We start from the raw sequence: 16,949 nt of genomic DNA, 5'->3' as shown, positions 1-16,949 counted from the left end.
CAACTCCGAAGGCCGGGCGCCCCATTGCGGGGCCACCAAGAAGGTAATGGGGGGTGCATAACAACTGCGCCCGGGTGGGCGTGAGTTGCCGAGCACAGGGGAGTTGAGAGCGCTCTCAGGAGAATCGACCCGGGTCGAACCACTGTCAAGAGAACGGGCACGTCCGCTTTCGCCCCCCGTGGGGCGGCGGGGCGCGGGGGCCTCCGGGGGAGTGCGTAGGGCCGACCGGGGGGTGCGTAGGGCCGACCGCGGGGAGTCGCGCGCGGCTGCCCGGTGGAGTCCGTACGGCCGACCGGGGAGCGTGTACGGCCGACCGGGGTGGGTACGCACGGCCGTCGTGAACGGCCGCGGGAAACGCCGGAGCCGCCCCGGTACGTGCGTACCGGGGCGGCTCCAGTGGGCGGGGTGGATCAGACCAGGTCGAACCTGTCCAGCTCCATGACCTTGTGCCAGGCGGCGACGAAGTCCTTCACGAACTTCTCCTTGGCGTCGTCGCTCGCGTAGACCTCCGCGAGGGCGCGCAGCTCGGAGTTGGAGCCGAAGACCAGGTCGGCACGGCTGCCGGTCCACTTCAGCTCGCCCGTGGACGCGTCGCGGCCCTCGAAGGTGTGCGACTCCTTGGTCGTGGGCGTCCAGTTGACGCCCAGGTCCAGCAGGTTGACGAAGAAGTCGTTGGTGAGCGACTCGGGGGTGTCCGTGAGGACGCCCGTCTTCGACTGCTGGTAGTTGGCGCCGAGCACCCGCAGACCGCCGACGAGGACCGTCATCTCGGGGGCGCTCAGCGTGAGCAGGTTCGCCCGGTCGAGGAGCAGGTACTCGGCGGGGAGGCGGTTGCCCTTGCCCACGTAGTTGCGGAACCCGTCCGAGGTCGGCTCGAGCGCGGCGAACGACTCTGTGTCGGTCTGCTCCTGCGTGGCGTCCACCCGGCCCGGCGTGAAGGGCACCTCGATGTCGAAGCCGGCCTTCTTGGCGGCCTGCTCGACGCCGGCACCGCCCGCGAGCACGATCAGGTCGGCGAGCGAGACGCGCTTGCCGCCGGTCTGCGCGGAGTTGAACTCCTCCTGGATGGCTTCGAGGCCGCGCAGCACCGCCGGGAGCTGCTCCGGGTTGTTGACCTCCCAGCCGCGCTGCGGTTCGAGGCGGATACGGGCGCCGTTGGCGCCGCCGCGCTTGTCGCTGCCGCGGAACGACGCCGCGGACGCCCACGCGGTGGACACCAGCTGGGACACCGAGAGGCCCGACGCGAGGATCTTGCTCTTGAGGGAGGCGATGTCCGCGGCGCCGACGAGCTCGTGCGTGACCTCGGGCAGCGGGTCCTGCCACACCAGGGTCTCGCTGGGGACCTCGGGGCCGAGGTAGCGGGCGACCGGGCCCATGTCGCGGTGGGTCAGCTTGAACCAGGCGCGGGCGAACGCGTCGGCGAACTCCTGCGGGTTCTGGTGGAAGCGCCGCGAGATCTGCTCGTACGCCGGGTCGACGCGCAGCGCCAGGTCGGTCGTGAGCATCGAGGGGGCGATCTTCTTCGAGGAGTCGTGGGCGTGCGGGACCGTGCCCTCGCCCGCGCCGTCCTTCGGCTTCCACTGGTTGGCGCCCGCGGGGCTCTTGGTGAGCTCCCACTCGTAGCCGAAGAGGTTGTCGAAGAAGCCGTTGCTCCACTGCGTGGGCGTGCTGGTCCAGGTCACCTCAAGGCCGGAGGTGATGGTGTCGGCGCCCTTGCCGGTGCCGTACGTGTTGCGCCAGCCGAGGCCCTGCTGCTCCAGCGGGGAGGCCTCCGGGTCGGGGCCCACGGCGTCGGCCGGGCCCGCGCCGTGGGTCTTGCCGAAGGTGTGGCCGCCGGCGATCAGGGCCACGGTCTCCTCGTCGTTCATCGCCATCCGGCGGAACGTCTCGCGGATGTCGCGCGCCGCGGCCAGCGGGTCCGGGTTGCCGTTGGGGCCCTCGGGGTTGACGTAGATGAGGCCCATCTGCACGGCGCCGAGGGGCTCCTCGAGCTCGCGGTCGCCGCTGTAGCGCTCGTCGCCGAGCCAGGTCTTCTCGGGGCCCCAGTAGACGTCGTCCTCGGGCTCCCAGACGTCCTCGCGGCCGCCGGCGTAGCCGAAGGTCTCGAAGCCCATGCTCTCCAGGGCCACGTTGCCCGCGAGGATCAGCAGGTCGGCCCAGGACAGGCTCTGGCCGTACTTCTTCTTCACCGGCCACAGCAGGCGGCGCGCCTTGTCCAGGTTGGCGTTGTCCGGCCAGCTGTTGAGGGGCGCGAAGCGCTGCTGGCCCGCACCGGCGCCGCCGCGGCCGTCGCTGATGCGGTACGTGCCGGCGCTGTGCCAGGCCATGCGGATGATGAACGGCCCGTAGTGGCCGAAGTCAGCGGGCCACCAGTCCTGCGACGTGGTCAGGACCTCCTCGATGTCCCGCTTCACGGCGGGCAGGTCGAGGGAGTTGAACGCGGCAGCGTAGTCGAAGTCCTCACCGAGCGGGTTGGCCACCGCGGGGTTCTTGGCGAGGATCTTCAGGTTGAGGCGGTGCGGCCACCACTCGCGGTTGCCGTCGCCCTGGGTGGGGTGCGGGACGCTCGTGTGCGCGACCGGGCAGCCGCCGACGCCGTCCGTGCCGTCGGTTTTCGGATCGGTGACGATCGCTTCGTGGTTCTCGGAGAGCTCTGACTCAGACATGGGAATCCTTCCGGGCCTGGCGGATCACGGTGCTCGGGGACACGGTGCTGGGGGACTGCGGGGATGCGGGTGCTCTTGCGGTGGACGGCGGCGGGAGCGCCGGGGCGCGGGCCCCTGCGCCTCCCGGTCCCGCTCGCCGTCCCGGCCCGGGTGTCGGCCTCCGCCCCGTGGCGGGGCGAGGGCGGTCCTGGACCGTCGTACGAGGCCGGGCGGTGTGACGCGCTGCCTGCACGGCAGGTGCCGTACCGCTGCCGGGGGCCCGTGCCGGTCGGCCGGCACGGGGTGCCGCCGTGAGGGCGCCTGGCGACGGCGCCGTACGGCGGGCGCACGGCGGGGCGCCGGGCGCGGCACGGCCGGCCGCGCGCCCCTGCGGCGACGGCTTCGGCGCCGGGGTGGTGGCCGTCCCTGGCGGCGGGCGGCGCGACGCGCGGGCGGTGGCCATCCGCGGACCGGGCACCGCGCGATTGCTCGGCGGTGATGCCCTCACGTCGCTGTCTCCTGCCGTACTGAAGTCTTCCTGCCTCTTGGCTCTTGCAGGACCTGATCCTACGATGGACGGAGTCCAAGTCAAGAAGTACACCAAACGCATATCTGATCGGATTCCGGACGTCCGCTGGTAAACTTCGGGTATCCCACGAACCTGAATAGGTGAACCGACATGAGTGACCTGCTGGAGCGGCTGCGCGGGCGCGGCTGGCGGTTGACGTCGCAGCGGCGGGTCGTCGCGCAGGTCCTCGACGGCGACCACGTGCACCTGACCGCCGACGAGGTGCACGCGCGCGCGGCGGAGCGGCTCCCCGAGATCTCCCGCGCGACGGTCTACAACACGCTGGGCGAGATGGTCTCCCTCGGCGAGGTCATCGAGGTCTCAACCGACGGCCGCGCCAAGCGGTACGACCCCAACGCGCACCATCCGCACCAGCACCTGATCTGCTCCAACTGCGGCACGGTCCGCGATGTCCACCCCACGGGCAACCCGCTCGCCGACCTGCCGCCGTCGGAGCGCTTCGGCTTCGCGGTCTCCGAGGCGGAGGTCACCTACCGGGGACTGTGCCCGGACTGCGGGTAGGCCCGCAGGGGCGCGGCCCCTGGGTCGTGCCCCGCCAGGGGGCCGGACCACCGGCGGAGCGCGGCGCCTCCCGCGCCTCATGAGCCGGCGGCGTGACGCCCCCGACCAGGCGGTACCCGCCGGACGCGCCCTAGCATGACGGGCGTGGAACTGCGCCGGCTGCGGTACTTCGTCACGGTCGCCGAGGAACTCAACTTCGGCCGGGCCGCCGAGCGGCTGCTGATCGCAGGCCCCTCCCTCTCCCAGCAGATCAAGGCGCTCGAACGCGACCTCGGCGTCCGCCTCTTCGACCGCGACCGCCGCTCGGTGGCCCTCACCGGGGCGGGCGCGTACCTCCTCCCGTACGCGAGGTCCCTGCTGGCGCAGGCCGACGACCTGCGCCACCGGGCCGCCCGGCTCGCCGGCTCCGAGCCCGTGCGCCTCGGCCGGGTGAACTGGCTCCCCCCGGACGTGCGCGAGCGCACGGCGGCCGTGGCCCGCCTCCACGTCGACACCTGGACCGCGCCCTCGCACACCCAGGCAGCGCGCGTCGGCGACGGCAGCCTCGACCTGGCCGTGTGCCGGGTCGGCACGGACGACCTGGAGCGGTACGGCCTCACCGCCCGCCTCCTCGGCGCCGACCGCCTCTACGCGGTCTCGCCCGCAGCCTCCCCCACCCCCTCCGGTTCCTCCTCCCCTTCCGCCTCCGGCTCCCCCCACTCCTCCGGTTCCGGCTCCGGTTCCGGTTCCGGCGAGGTGCGGACCGCCGACGCCGCGGTCCTCGTCGACGACGACACCACCTCCTGGTCGGCCTGGAACTCCTACGCGCGGCACCTGGCCGGGGAGACGGGCGCCCGCGAGGTACGCGTCCACGACGGCGGCATCACCGGCCCCGCCTTCTTCGACCACGTGCGCCGCAGTCCGCGCCCCCTCGTCAACTCGCCCAAGGGACAGGACGACCCCCTCCCCCCTGACCTCGTACGCCGGCCCCTCGCCGCCCCCGAGCCGTACTGGACCTGGTCCCTCGTCCTGCGCAGGACCGAGGACCGCCCCGCCGTCCTGGCCACCGCCGACGCCCTCACCGCCGCGGCCCGTCCCCCGGATCTCACCCACCCCGACGCCTGGCTGCCCCGGGACGACCCGCACCGACGCTGAGCCGGTGCCGCGGGCGTGTGCCCGAGATCAGATCGGGCCCCTTCTCGTCCGCCGCGCAGGCCGTACGGGTCCGGTACGCCGCTGTCGTCCGGCTCGACCCGGGCGGCGTCAGGAGCCCTGAGGCCGCTGTGCCGGCCCGTCGACGGCCCCCGCGCCCTCGGACGTGTCATGTCCACTGCCCGGCCGCAGGGTGAGCAGTGTGATCTCGCTCGGGGCGAAGACCCGGAAGGGCGGGCCCCAGAAGCCGGTGCCGCGACTGGTGTAGAGCTGTGTGCGCTCGCCGTGCCGGCTCAGGCCCTGCACCACGGGCTGGTCGACGCGGACGAGGTAGTGGAACGGCCAGATCTGGCCGCCGTGCGTGTGCCCGGAGACCTGGAGGTCCACCCCGGCAGCGGCGGCCTGGTCGACGTACTTGGGCTGGTGGGCGACGAGCAGGACCGGCCGCTCGGGGTCCGCCCCCGCCAGCGCGTCGAGCAGGTTGGCCCGGTGCCCGGCCAGGCCGGAGGACTCCGCGGTCAGGTCGTCGACGCCGGCCAGTACGAGCGTGTCACCGCCGCGCTCCACCACGACGTGGCGATTGTGCAGCGGCTCCCAGCCCAGTTCCGCCATGCGGTCGAGCCAGCCCTGCGCCTCGCTGAAGTACTCGTGGTTCCCCGTGACGCACACCTTCGCGAGCCGCGACCTGACCGTCCCGAGCGGCGCCGACTGCTCCCGGCGCTGGGCGGGCGTGCCGTCGGCGATGTCCCCGGCGTGGATCACGATGTCGGCGTCGAGGGCGTTGACGGCCTCCGCGACCCGCTGCGACCAGCGGGCCCGGTCGATCGGCCCGTAGTGGGTGTCGGCCAGTACCACGACCCGGGTGCCGTCGAGGCCGCCGCCGAGCCGCGGGACGCGGACGTCGAGACGCCGTACCCGGGGCACGCGCATCGCCTCGTAATGCCCCCACGCCAGCAGCCCCACGCCGACCGCGGCGACGGCCACGGCGACACCCCTCGCCGTCCCGGCGCCGCCGGCGCCGAGCCCGATCAGCACGAGGTGCGCGAGCCCGCCGAGCACCGACCAGGTGAACAGCACCCAGACCACCCCGAGGGTGCTGTCCGCGACGCGGGCCGCCCGGTCGGACCGCCCCCGCACATGGCCCGCCGCCATCAGGAAGGGGAAGGCGACCAGCCAGGCGGCGAAGACGACCGTGCCGGCGACGAAGACCGGGACCGGCCATCCCGCCCCGGAACCGAACAGCGTCCACCACGGCAGGACGAACAGCATCGCGAGCACGAGCACCACCGCGCCCCCGCCCAGCCACCGGCGCAGAGCCCGCGCGCGCCGCAGGCCGCCTCCGCCTTCCGGGCCCGCCGCACCCCCCGACTCCCCGCTGCCAGAACCGGCCTCCGCGTCGGTCTCCGCCCTGGCCTCCGCGCCGGTCTCCGACCCCGCCCGAACGGATTCGCTGTCCGTGTCCATGTCCGCCACCCTGCCGCCGTCCCTCTGGTCCGTACGTCCCACCTCAGCCCCATCCTCCGCCACCCGTCCCCCACTCAACCACCACCCTCCCCCAACTCCCTCACCCTCCCGCGTACTTGTGGCACCCACCGACGACGTGATGCCCTGGTTGCCCGCAGGCAACCGACGTCAGGAAGGGGAACCACCCCCATGATCAGGCGAGTAGCGGCAGTGGCGGTACTGGTCACGGCCACGCTGGGTGTCACGACCGGTGCGGCTTCGGCGCACCCGGCGCCGGAGCCGCACGCGGCGGTGGTCACTCTCACCTACGACGCGAGTCGCGCGCCCCAGTGGGCGGACGCGATCGCGCAGGGCGCGAAGAACTGGAACGCGGCAGAGCACAACGTACGCCTCGCGCCCGCGAGTTCGGCCGGCTCGGCCGACTTCGTCTACGTGGCGACCACCGGCTGGCCCCAGACGACGCTCGGCCCGATCGTCCCCGGCGGCAGGACGGGCCAGGTCCAGCTGGGCCAGGAAGCGGTCGACGAGGGCTACGACATGACCCGTGTCGCGGCCCACGAGACAGGCCACATCCTCGGCCTGCCCGACGACTACACCGGCCCCTGCTCGGAGTTGATGTCGGGCCACGGCCCCGGCACGTCCTGCACCAACGCCAAACCGGACACCGCCGAGGCCGCCCAGGTGGACCGCAACTACGCCGACACCACCGCCGCGGCGCCCGCTCAGCACCGCCGCACCGTCATCGACGCCGCGCCCGCCCTCGCGCCCGCCCCCTGACGAACACCCCGAAACCAGGCCCGACGGCGGTCCTCCCGCGCGACCACCCACCCCGGCCAGGGGGGGGGCCGACACGAACGGGACACCCGGTGAGAGGACAGGACCTTGGTCGAGGGATCGCAGCTTCTCGGCATCACCGCTGCCACGGCGCTGCTCATCGTCATCCCGGGACCGAGTGTCCTGTTCGTCATCGGTCGCGCCCTGTCCGGCGGCTACGGCCGGGCGCTGGCGAGCGTGGCCGGCAACACGCTCGGCTGCGCCGGGGCGGCGACCGCCATCACGCTGGGGCTCGGACCGTTCATCCAGCGGTCCGACCTCGTGCTGGCGGCGATCCGCTACGCCGGCGCCGCGTACCTCATCTGGCTGGGGATACGCGGCTGGCGCACCGCTGGAAAGCACACGATGTCCGCTGACGAAACCGGCGAAGCCGAAGGAGCCGGCGACCACAGGCCGACCCTCCGCCGCGCCTTCCTGCCCGGGATCCTCGTCGGCGTCAGCAACCCCAAGGTCTACATCCTCTTCGCCGCGATACTGCCCCAGTTCGTCGCACCGCGGAGCACGACGCCGCTGATCGGGCAGATGCTGGTCCTCGCCCTCGTACCGCTGCTGATCGGACTCCTCTCCGACAGCGCCTGGGCGCTCCTCGCGGGCAGCGCACGATCCTGGTTCCTCGGCGCCCGCGGCCGCGTGCGGACCGTCAACCGCGTGGGAGCCGGCGCGATCACGGGCCTCGGCGCCACCATCGCGCTGGAAGGCCTCCGCCAGAACTGAATCACGAGCCCGGACGCCGGGGCCCGGGGCTACGCCGATCCGGTTGCAGGCATCCTGCGCTTACCGCACCCCCGGTGGCTTCGTCAGCGTCCTGAACTGTGGTGCAATAACGGCCTCTACCTGCTTCGGACTCCGTTGCACGACCACGAATGCAACCCCAACTGCAGTCCTCTGCACCCCGTGCTGGAGGACAGAAGTCTGCGGGCTCCTGCACCAGGCTGGGTGCGAGCACCGGGGTTTCCCGATGCCCGGTCTACAGACTCATCAGATCTGGTAGTCCCCGCGAGGATCCTGCGAGATCACCAAATTGTACTCGCCGCCGGTCGTGCGTTCGAGGCTGATGTACAGACCGACATAGTTGGTCTCCCGCATCTCTGATGCCAGGGACCCCCAATGGAGAACTGTAGGCACGTTTCCTTGCCCAGAAATCCTTTTGGGGTCGTGACTGAGCCTGAGCTCTTTGATTCCGTAATCCGTGCCGTCGATCCACGTGCGGAACCCGACGACGACCTCCTGCTCTGTTTCCTTGCCCTCGGTCGGCGCCCATGGCAGGCCTCCGAAGAAGTCGTTGCGGAAGTAGTGTTTGTGGTTTATGGAAGCCTCCTCCTGGCTTAGTCGAAGATTGCCGGTTGGATTGCTCGCCGCGGACTTCACCTGCTGAGCTGCTGTGTTGTCGAGACGCTTGAACCAACGCCGCTGAACGTCTGCTGTCGGGAAAGGGGCGGGTCCCACCAGTGCTGGCTTGTTCGCCGTCGTCGACGTCACGGATGCCCCCGTCGCCTTGGGCGTGGGCTTCTCGGCGACCTCGGCGCCGGGAGCAGATGCCACCGAGGTGATCTTGGGGCTCAGGCCCGGTAGCTTCCTCAAACCTGCCAGCACTGGTTTGAACAGGCCGCTGACTGTCGCCACAATCGCGCTGTCGTTATCTTCCGGCGTGTCCGACTTTCTCTTCTGCGTGCGCCGTGCTCGGGACTCGGAACCGATAGTGATGTCCCCGCTTCTCTCCAAATTTTCGACGAGGTCCGCCGTCAGAGGACTGCATGACTCCCTCTCGGCGATGAGGCCGTCGAACCACGCCGAAACCTCACTCGTAACGTCCTCGCCTTCGCCGGTGTCCCAGTCCACCCACATTGAAGCTTCGTAGTTCCAGCTGAGCCCGCCAGCCGTCAAGTTGCTCGACCCGACGAGCAGTGAGCGCTGACCCGAAGAGCAGGCGAAGTAGACCTTGGGGTGGAAGGTTCGTCGCGGGTCATGGAAGACGTAGCCCTCATCGGCGACCTGGAGGGCCAGCTCCAGACCCTCTCTGGTGGCACCGCCCTCGCTGACCCCCAGGATCAACAGCACCTTGCCGCCCTGGGCCCGGAACTCTTCGAGCACGTCCCAGACTCGCCCGAGGCCTGACCGCTTGGCCCAGGCCACTGCGATCTTGAGCTCGTCGAATCCGCCATCCCGCGCGTGCTCGATGAAGTCGACCAGGTTCGGCTGGTTGGCGAAGGGCTGGCCGGCGAAGCGAAGTCTCATGGCGTTGAGGATCCCACAAGTGGTACTGCGCGACGCGGAGATGGGTGGGGTACAGTGATCACTTCAGCAACTGAAGCGAAAGTGGGTTCGATGCGGACGCGAGATGAAGTGAGCGACGACAAGCTGCGTGGGGGGTTTTACTCACCTGATGTCCTCGTCGAGCTCTGTATCCGTCGGTCCGCCGAACTGCTCGACGGCCGGTCGGATCTCCGAGTGCTTGAGCCGTCCGCTGGAGACGGCGCCTTCCTCCGAGGGATCGGGCGCAACGACATCGCTCGCCGCATTCAGAAGATCGAAGCCGTGGAGATCTTCGCCGAGGAGGCTGCAAAGGCGGCTGACGCATTGGATTCGACTGGCCTTCAGGGGCGCGTGGTCAACCAGAATGTGCTCCAGTGGTCGCAGGGACGAGGTCCAGAATTTGACTGGGTACTGGCCAATCCACCCTATGTGCGATTCCAGTTCATCTCAGACGAAGACAAGCAACGTGCCAAGGAGATCAGCTCCGGGCTGGGCACGGCGGGGACTTCTGTGTCAAACCTCTGGATTCCTGTCTTCCTTCTGTCACTCTCGAAGCTGCGTGACGGCGGTGTCTTTTCCGTCATCCTCCCGACCGAGTTCCTGACCGGCATCTCGGCGGGCGCTGTTCGAAACTGGCTTCTGGCCAACACGACTGACCTCACCGTCGATCTCTTCGAGCCGGGCTCATTCCCCTCGGTCCTGCAGGAGGTCCTGATCCTCAGCGGCCGTGCGTCAAAGGGAGCCACAACTCCTTCGACCATCCGGTTTTACGACCACAACGGAGACACCCGATCCTGGTCTCACGTAGTTAGTCCTGCTGCAGGCACCTGGACTAACTACCTGCTGTTGCCTGATCAGAACGACGCCCTGGCTGCCGTCCAGTCGATCTCAGAGGTGAAGCGTCTCAGTAGCGTCGCACGGTTCAGCGTCTCGACCGTGACAGGCGCGAATGGCTACTTTTGCGTCAATTCCGCACAGGTCAAGGCGTACGACCTTGAGGAGTGGGCGATCCCGCTCTTGCCGCGATCGCGCCACGCTGAGGGGCTGATCTTCACTGGCGAGGAGCAACAAGCTCTGGCCGAGGCCGGTCAGCCTGCTTGGCTCCTGAGTTTTGCAGCGACCAAATCCTCTCCGGAGGACCATGAGTTGGCGCAGCAGTACCTTGACGAGGGCGTTCGTCTGAAGATCGCCCAACGATTCAAATGCCGCGTACGTGTGCCCTGGTACAGAGTCCCGGTTGTGCCTGCTGGCGGCCTGTTGCTGTCCAAGCGCTCCAACCGCTATCCGCGCGTGATCTCCAACCATGCGAAGGTCGTGACGACTGACACCATTTACAAGGGACAGATCCTCGCCGGAGCGCCGATCACAGCCGACGACTTCACGGCAGTGTTTCACAATTCGCTCACGATGCTCTCTGCGGAGGTCGAGGGGCGAAGCTTTGGCGGCGGCGTTCTCGAGCTCGTGCCCAGCGAGGTCAACGCGCTGCAGGTTCCGATCGTCCCCGGCGCGACTTCGGAGTTGGCGAAGCTCGATGAGGTCTCCCGCACTTCTGATGATCCAGAGGCTCTGATTGAAGCCACCGACGAGGCGCTCACTCGACTTGTCCCAGCGCTCGACGCACAGACGATGAGCGCCTTGAGCGATGCACGACACACGTTGATGGATCGTCGGCTGCAGCGCACCCATTCGAAGTTCTACGACTGACAGGATACTGAGACTGTGTCCTATGTGGCGGGACTCCGTGGGCTGACCGAACAACAGCGGGAAGTGGCCCAACTGCTCCAGGATCCCGACCAGGTGCGTCATGGGCTTTGACCCCGAATCCTGGGCGCGGGTTATGTGGTTGTTGCCGGCGTAGTTGATGTTGTTCGGGATGCTGCTTCGTGGGCGATCGGGCTGTGCTGTCCGGGGCGGGAGTGCCGGCGTCGGGTGTTGTAGCGGTGCAGCCAGCGGAAGGCGTCGAGGTGGGCCTCGCGCTCGCTGGACCAGTGCTTTCGGCCTTGGCGCGTCTCGCGTTTCAAGGCCGCGTTGAAGGACTCGGCGAGCGCGTTGTCCGCGCTGGAGCCGATCGCGCTCGTGGACTGGCGGACGCCGGCCTTGAGGCAGGCGTCAGCGAATGCCTGGCTGGTGTATTGGGCTCCGTGGTCGGTGTGCATGACCGCCCCGGCGAGGCTGCCGCGGGTCCGCTCGGCGGCGAGCGCGTCGGTGACGAGATCAGTGCGCATGTGATCCGCGATCGCTCATCCGGCCAGGCGGCGTGAGGCGAGGTCGTTCACGGTGGCCGGGTAGAGACATTTCCCGCCGTCCAGCTGGAGACAGGTGATGTCTCCTGCGTACTTCGTCTTCGTTTCACTCGCGGTGAAGTCGCGGCCGATCAGGTCCGGGGCCTTCGCGGCGGCAGGGTCCGCGATCGTGGTGCGGTGCCTGCGGCGCAGGCGCACGTCCGTCAGGCCGATGCTCCGCATGACGCGCGCGGTCTGCTTGTGGTTGACGCGCTCGCCCTCCTCGCGGAGTTCGGCGGTGATCCTGGGGACACCGTAGGTGCCGTCCGATTCGAGGTGCACGGCCCGTATTCGGGCGGCGAGCTGGGGCGTCGGCCGTCTGCCGGGCGGCCCGGTCCCGAGCTGTGCGGCGCCAGTAGTAGAAGCTGGAGCGGGCGATGCCCAGCATGGTGCACAGCCCCTGACGCCGTATCGGCGCTGGTGGTCGGCGGCGAACTGGAAGCGGTTCACCAGCGCGCCTCCCCGGCGAAATACTTCGCCGCCTTCCGCAGGATCTCGCGTTCCTCCTCAAGCTCGCGGACCTTCTTGCGCAGGGCGGCGTTCTCCGCCTCCAGCGGCGTGGGCGGCCCGCTCGCTGCCTCCGCCCGACGCCCCCCGGGGCCGACTCGCGCCGGCTGCCCGGACCCAAATGCGCAGTGTCTCCGGGTTGACCCCCAGACCAGCGGCGACCGACCTGATCGTCGCTCCCGGCCGCGACTCGCACAACGCGACCGCGTCCGCCTTGAACTTCGGCGGATAGTGCTTCACGACCACGGGGCATCCATTCTCCTGGACTCAAGATCCAAGTGTCTCGAGTGTCCAAGATCCGGAGGACAAGCCCCCACAGCCGCCAAGGTCGGCGGACTGCTCTGGGCCCGACCCGATCAGCAGCCTCCGGAGGGCCGATCGGGCCAACTGCAGCTCCTGGAACGACGTCGGCCCGGACATCACGGCTGTCCGGGCCGACATCGTGGTCGTCGTGAAGACCATGCCGTCGCATCAGGCTCGGGCCCTGGTCTCGACGTGCTGCAACTCGGACAGTTCCTCGCGCCCTCTCGTGATGACGGCCAGCGTGGTCCGCGGATCCGTGCCTGGGGGGAGCGGGGTGTCGGCGATGAGGTCTCGGAGGGTGTAGGGAGTGTTGAGCCAGCTCAGCAGGGCGCGCCAGTGCACCGCTTGGTCATTGGTGAGATGGGGATCCCAGGGGGCGGAGTCGTACTGCGTGTCGTCCACCCCGAGCAGTCCCGCGCGGCGTACGAGGCAGGGGTAACAAAGGCCGCAGTTGTCGTAGCGGGAGCCGTTGGTGCGTTGCGTCGGAGGGACGCCGCAGCTCAGGGTGGCGGCGAGGTTGGCAGGGGTGAGGCCGGCATCGAGCGCGGCGTGGCAGACCTGGCGCTTGGTGAGGCGGGCGAGTGGGTTCTGGAGCTCTACGACGGGGCCGTCGGCGACGGCCGCGATCAGCCGGTTCAGCAGATGCAGGGCCCAGGGGTGGACCGAGCGTGTGGAGCAGGCAGCGGCACGGGCGGGGGACAGTGGCGGGTTGATGGAGAGCTGGCCGTTCTCGGGGATGTGGGCGACGGGGGCGCCCTCGGCCGCCGCTGCGCGGACAGCGCCGACCGCGTAGAGGAAGCCACGAGAGCGAGTGGTGCGCTCGAAATCCCCCTGCCTCTTGCCCTGGAAGCGGACGTTCTGGCTCAGGATTATACGGCGGACCGGGCGGTTGCGGCGCCGGTAGATGCTGGCGTACACGGAGTCCTGAAGGCGTGGGAAGTTCTGTTCGCCGAAGGTGATAAGCAGCAGACTTTCGGACGTGTGAGCCGTGGCGCGTTGAGCTGCCCAACTCAGTGAGTCCAGGCCCCCGGAGAACAGGGCGACCTCTCCGGCGCGGGAGGCCGGATCGAAGGTGAGCGACATATCGGTGGCTGGGCGGGAGCCACGGAATTCCACCTGCCAGTGGTCGCCGGTCAGGGTTTGCAGCAGCGAGCTGAGGAGCGGACGCGCGGCCTGCCAGCGCTCGTGCGCGGCGACCGGCACGGAGAGCCGGACGTGGCGAGTCCAGCGATCGAAGGTCGCGTCACGCCGCGCGTGCTTGTCTGCTGCGAATACCGCACGGCCGATCCGTTGCAGGTCGTCCGCCCAGGGTGGGGGAGGGGCAAGTAGGGCCAGTCCCTGCGGTGCGCGGTGCTCCGACTCCCAGTAGTTGCCGTCGCCCAGAGGCTGCCATCCGGTGGGTGGTTCCGCCTCGTCGGACTCGCGCCAGAAGAAGCGGCGATAGGCCGTCATGCGGATTCCTCCTCGTCGCCTTCTTGGAATCCCGGTATGTTCTCGACAACCAGGCCCAGCACCTTGCCCACTGTGCCCGGGACCAGGCTTCGGGCGATCTCCGGCAGGGACCCGACCGGATCCTCGATGTCCGACACCACAGACTTGGCCTTCTCGACGAGTTCAGCCGCCTCTTCGCAGGGGTTCGGCACCAGTGAGAGAACCTTGTCGGCGACCCAGTCGGCGATGTGATCGCCGGGGTCGAGGACAGGCAGGACCGGGGCGACGAGCTTGACCTTCTCGGCAATGACCGAGTGCAGGAACTCGCTCACGATGTTCGCGAAGAACCACTGGTAGAGGAGGCACAGCAGATCCCCGGCGAGACCACCACCCGCGGATGCTCCTCCGCCCGATTCCGCCTGCTGCCGTTCCAGCAGCCGCTCGGCGGTGTCTGCCGCGGCCCGTCGTATCGCAGCATCGGTCAGCGTGCCGCCTCGCCCTCCCACCTCGTTGGTGAAACGGGCCAGGAACGCCTCTGGGTCCTCCACAATGTCGGGCCCCTCGTCGACCAGCGTGGCCATCGCGTCGGCGAGGCGGTAGCCGGCCTCCGTGGCTGCGTTCACGAGACCGAAGGCCGACTGGTCTTCGCGTATGGTCCGACGCAGCACATCGAGGTGGTCGTCGAAGATCTCATCGAGTCGTTGCTCGGCCTGTGGCCTGCTGCCGTTCCATCTGGACATTCGGTTGCTGACGCGGGTCCACTGCGCAGCCATGCCACCTGACCGGCCTCCCGGCCCCTCCCAGCGCGTGGATGTGCCCATGTCAATCACTCCCTCGGCTCGAAGGGTGTCCCCTTGCTATGGGAGCAGGAAGGCAGGTGCACAGATAGATCGCGACTCGGCCACTCGCGCCGGTCGGTTCCACGCGGTCATCTTGGGTGCTGTTCTGTTGCCGCCCGGCGTTTTCGATCGCGTCATGGAGACGGCCACGGGCTGAGAGCCCAGCCAATCCGTGGCCGCTGGCGCTCGTAGCGACCGATCGAGCCGCCAGCGGCACGATCGCCAGGATCGACGTTTTCGGCTCGCCCCTCGGCGCTGCCTGGTCCTGCACCGGGCCGATCCGGCCAACTGAAACTGCAACTACGAACGTCGTTGGGCCCCCTCGCGAACGAGGGGGCCCAACGACGTTATGCCCGGTGAGAGCATGAGCGGAGGATACGAGATTCGAACTCGTGAGGGGTTGCCCCCAACACGCTTTCCAAGCGTGCGCCCTAGGCCTCTAGGCGAATCCTCCGCGACGAACCATACAAGACCGGGGGGAGTGCTCGCGAACTCGTTGGAGGGGCGTCCGATCAGGTACTGTGTGCGGAGCCCCTCACGTGGCGCTATCTGACTGAACTCCCCCAGGGCCGGAAGGCAGCAAGGGTAGGTCGGCTCTGGCGGGTGCGTGGGGGGCGTTGTCGTAGCGGGCGGATATCGTCGTAGGTGTGTCGTCGCTTGCGCTGTACCGCCGCTACCGCCCCGAGACCTTTGCCGAGGTCATCGGGCAGGAGCATGTCACCGACCCTCTTCAGCAGGCCCTGCGGAACAACCGTGTGAACCATGCGTACCTGTTCAGCGGTCCGCGGGGATGCGGCAAGACCACCAGTGCGCGCATCCTCGCGCGCTGCCTCAACTGTGAGCAGGGCCCGACGCCGACCCCCTGTGGCGAGTGCCAGTCCTGCCGCGACCTGGCGCGCAACGGGCCGGGTTCGATCGACGTCATCGAGATCGACGCCGCTTCGCACGGTGGCGTGGACGATGCCCGTGACCTGCGGGAGAAGGCGTTCTTCGGGCCCGCGGGAAGCCGCTACAAGATCTACATCATCGACGAGGCGCACATGGTCACCTCTGCGGGGTTCAACGCCCTGCTGAAGGTGGTCGAGGAGCCCCCGGAGCACCTGAAGTTCATCTTCGCGACCACCGAGCCCGAGAAGGTCATCGGCACGATCCGGTCCAGGACCCATCACTACCCCTTCCGGCTGGTCCCGCCCGGCACGCTGCGCGACTACCTGGGTCAGGTGTGCGGGCAGGAGGGCATCCCCGTCGCCGACGGCGTCCTGCCGTTGGTGGTGCGGGCGGGAGCGGGGTCCGTCCGTGACTCGATGTCCGTGATGGACCAGCTGCTCGCCGGCGCCGCCGAAGACGGTGTGACGTACGCCATGGCCACCGGCCTGCTGGGCTACACGGACGGTTCCCTGCTCGACTCCGTCGTGGACGCCTTCGCCGCGGGGGACGGCGCCGCCGCGTTCGAGGTGGTGGACCGGGTGATCGAGGGCGGCAACGACCCGCGCCGCTTCGTCGCGGACCTGCTGGAGCGCCTGCGCGACCTGGTGATCCTCGCCGCCGTGCCGGACGCCGCGGAGAAGGGGCTGATCGATGCCCCCGCCGACGTGGTGGAGCGGATGCAGGCGCAGGCGGCCGTCTTCGGCGCGGCCGAGCTGTCCCGTGCCGCCGACCTCGTCAATACGGGGCTGACGGAGATGCGGGGCGCCACCTCGCCGCGCCTCCAACTGGAGCTGATCTGCGCGCGCGTGCTGCTGCCCGCAGCCTTCGACGACGAGCGGTCCCTGCGGGCGCGCATCGAGCGGCTGGAGCGCGGTGCCGCCGCGGGTGCGGCGTTGGCGCCGGGGGAGTTCGCCGCGCCAGGCGCGGGCGCGACCGGGATCGCGGGGCCGCCGCCTGTCGAGTACGTACCGTCGCCGTCTCAGGCGCACGGGCCAGGGCCCGCCGCGGGCCGGCCGGTGGGGCGGTCGGCGGACGCGCCGCCCGTGCAGGGCGCGCAGGCACCGCAGCAGCCACCGCAGGCACCCGCTGAGCAGTTCAGGCCGCAGCCGCCGCAGCCGCCGCAGCCGCCGCAGGCCTCGCCGCCTTCGGGCCAGCCGCCTGCCGCGGGCCCGCCCGCCGCGGGCGACGGTGGAGGCGGGCGTCGGTCCCCGGGCCGCGCAACACACGGGCGACAGGCGTCATT

At 69.7% G+C, this 16,949-nt stretch carries 11 protein-coding genes, 1 tRNA gene, 1 other RNA gene and 1 pseudogene; 7 read left to right on the top strand and 7 right to left on the bottom strand.

Going from position 1 to position 16,949, the window contains the following annotated elements; all coding sequences use genetic code 11:
- Positions 1-410 precede the first annotated feature (410 nt).
- The gene (gene katG, locus ABEA77_RS32100) at positions 411-2,666 is read right to left on the bottom strand and encodes a catalase/peroxidase HPI (RefSeq protein WP_345655419.1); all 2,256 of its coding nucleotides are present in this window, start codon (positions 2,664-2,666) and stop codon (positions 411-413) included.
- A gap of 658 nt (positions 2,667-3,324) precedes the next feature.
- Here katG and ABEA77_RS32095 point away from each other — a divergent pair.
- Both ABEA77_RS32095 and ABEA77_RS32090 read left to right on the top strand, forming a co-directional pair.
- The gene (locus tag ABEA77_RS32095; RefSeq protein ID WP_345655417.1) at positions 3,325-3,735 is read left to right on the top strand and encodes a Fur family transcriptional regulator; all 411 of its coding nucleotides are present in this window, start codon (positions 3,325-3,327) and stop codon (positions 3,733-3,735) included.
- Between the two features lie 135 nt (positions 3,736-3,870).
- Complete coding sequence (locus ABEA77_RS32090; RefSeq protein WP_345655415.1) at positions 3,871-4,869, top strand: LysR family transcriptional regulator; 999 nt, start codon at positions 3,871-3,873, stop codon at positions 4,867-4,869.
- A gap of 108 nt (positions 4,870-4,977) precedes the next feature.
- On the opposite strand, the gene ABEA77_RS32085 is transcribed toward ABEA77_RS32090, so the two are convergent.
- Positions 4,978-6,135 carry a metallophosphoesterase gene (locus tag ABEA77_RS32085; RefSeq protein WP_345655421.1) on the bottom strand — a complete coding sequence of 386 codons (1,158 nt, stop codon included), beginning with the start codon at positions 6,133-6,135 and terminating at the stop codon, positions 4,978-4,980.
- A 384-nt stretch (positions 6,136-6,519) separates the two neighbouring features.
- Between ABEA77_RS32085 and ABEA77_RS32080 the strand changes: the two genes are divergently transcribed.
- Complete coding sequence (locus ABEA77_RS32080; RefSeq protein ID WP_345655413.1) at positions 6,520-7,107, top strand: snapalysin family zinc-dependent metalloprotease; 588 nt, start codon at positions 6,520-6,522, stop codon at positions 7,105-7,107.
- A gap of 105 nt (positions 7,108-7,212) precedes the next feature.
- The gene (locus ABEA77_RS32075; protein WP_345655411.1) at positions 7,213-7,878 is read left to right on the top strand and encodes a LysE family translocator; all 666 of its coding nucleotides are present in this window, start codon (positions 7,213-7,215) and stop codon (positions 7,876-7,878) included.
- A 264-nt stretch (positions 7,879-8,142) separates the two neighbouring features.
- Here ABEA77_RS32075 and ABEA77_RS32070 read toward each other — a convergent pair whose 3' ends face one another.
- The gene (locus ABEA77_RS32070) at positions 8,143-9,399 is read right to left on the bottom strand and encodes a phospholipase D-like domain-containing protein (RefSeq protein WP_345655409.1); all 1,257 of its coding nucleotides are present in this window, start codon (positions 9,397-9,399) and stop codon (positions 8,143-8,145) included.
- A gap of 54 nt (positions 9,400-9,453) precedes the next feature.
- On the opposite strand from ABEA77_RS32070, the gene ABEA77_RS32065 reads away from it, so the two are divergent.
- Entirely contained in the window at positions 9,454-11,121 is a 1,668-nt protein-coding gene (locus tag ABEA77_RS32065) for an Eco57I restriction-modification methylase domain-containing protein (protein WP_345655407.1), read from the top strand.
- Between the two features lie 131 nt (positions 11,122-11,252).
- Here the strand turns inward: ABEA77_RS32065 and ABEA77_RS32060 are convergent.
- From ABEA77_RS32060 to ABEA77_RS32045, 4 genes and pseudogenes are all read right to left on the bottom strand, one after another.
- Positions 11,253-12,452, bottom strand: a pseudogene (locus tag ABEA77_RS32060) (IS3 family transposase).
- A gap of 225 nt (positions 12,453-12,677) precedes the next feature.
- On the bottom strand, positions 12,678-13,961 hold the full coding sequence (locus tag ABEA77_RS32055; RefSeq protein WP_345655405.1) for a 7-cyano-7-deazaguanine synthase: 1,284 nt from the start codon (positions 13,959-13,961) through the stop codon (positions 12,678-12,680).
- Positions 13,958-14,761, bottom strand: coding sequence for a hypothetical protein (locus tag ABEA77_RS32050; protein WP_345655404.1), 804 nt, complete (start codon positions 14,759-14,761; stop codon positions 13,958-13,960). The genes ABEA77_RS32055 and ABEA77_RS32050 overlap by 4 nt, the downstream gene beginning before the upstream one ends.
- Positions 14,762-15,148: 387 nt before the next feature.
- Positions 15,149-15,233, bottom strand: a tRNA-Ser gene (locus ABEA77_RS32045).
- Positions 15,234-15,306: 73 nt separating this feature from the next.
- Between ABEA77_RS32045 and ffs the strand changes: the two genes are divergently transcribed.
- Positions 15,307-15,401: signal recognition particle sRNA small type (ffs, locus tag ABEA77_RS32040), an RNA gene on the top strand.
- A gap of 25 nt (positions 15,402-15,426) precedes the next feature.
- Positions 15,427-16,949, top strand: a 1,523-nt coding sequence (locus ABEA77_RS32035; protein WP_345655402.1) for a DNA polymerase III subunit gamma and tau, incomplete at its 3' end; no start/stop codon positions are given.

The sequence above is a fragment of the Streptomyces tremellae genome (genome assembly GCF_039540215.1).
Classification (GTDB): domain Bacteria; phylum Actinomycetota; class Actinomycetes; order Streptomycetales; family Streptomycetaceae; genus Streptomyces; species Streptomyces tremellae.
Note: the sequence above shows the minus strand (reverse complement) of the source record. Positions and strands in the feature narration are given on the sequence as shown.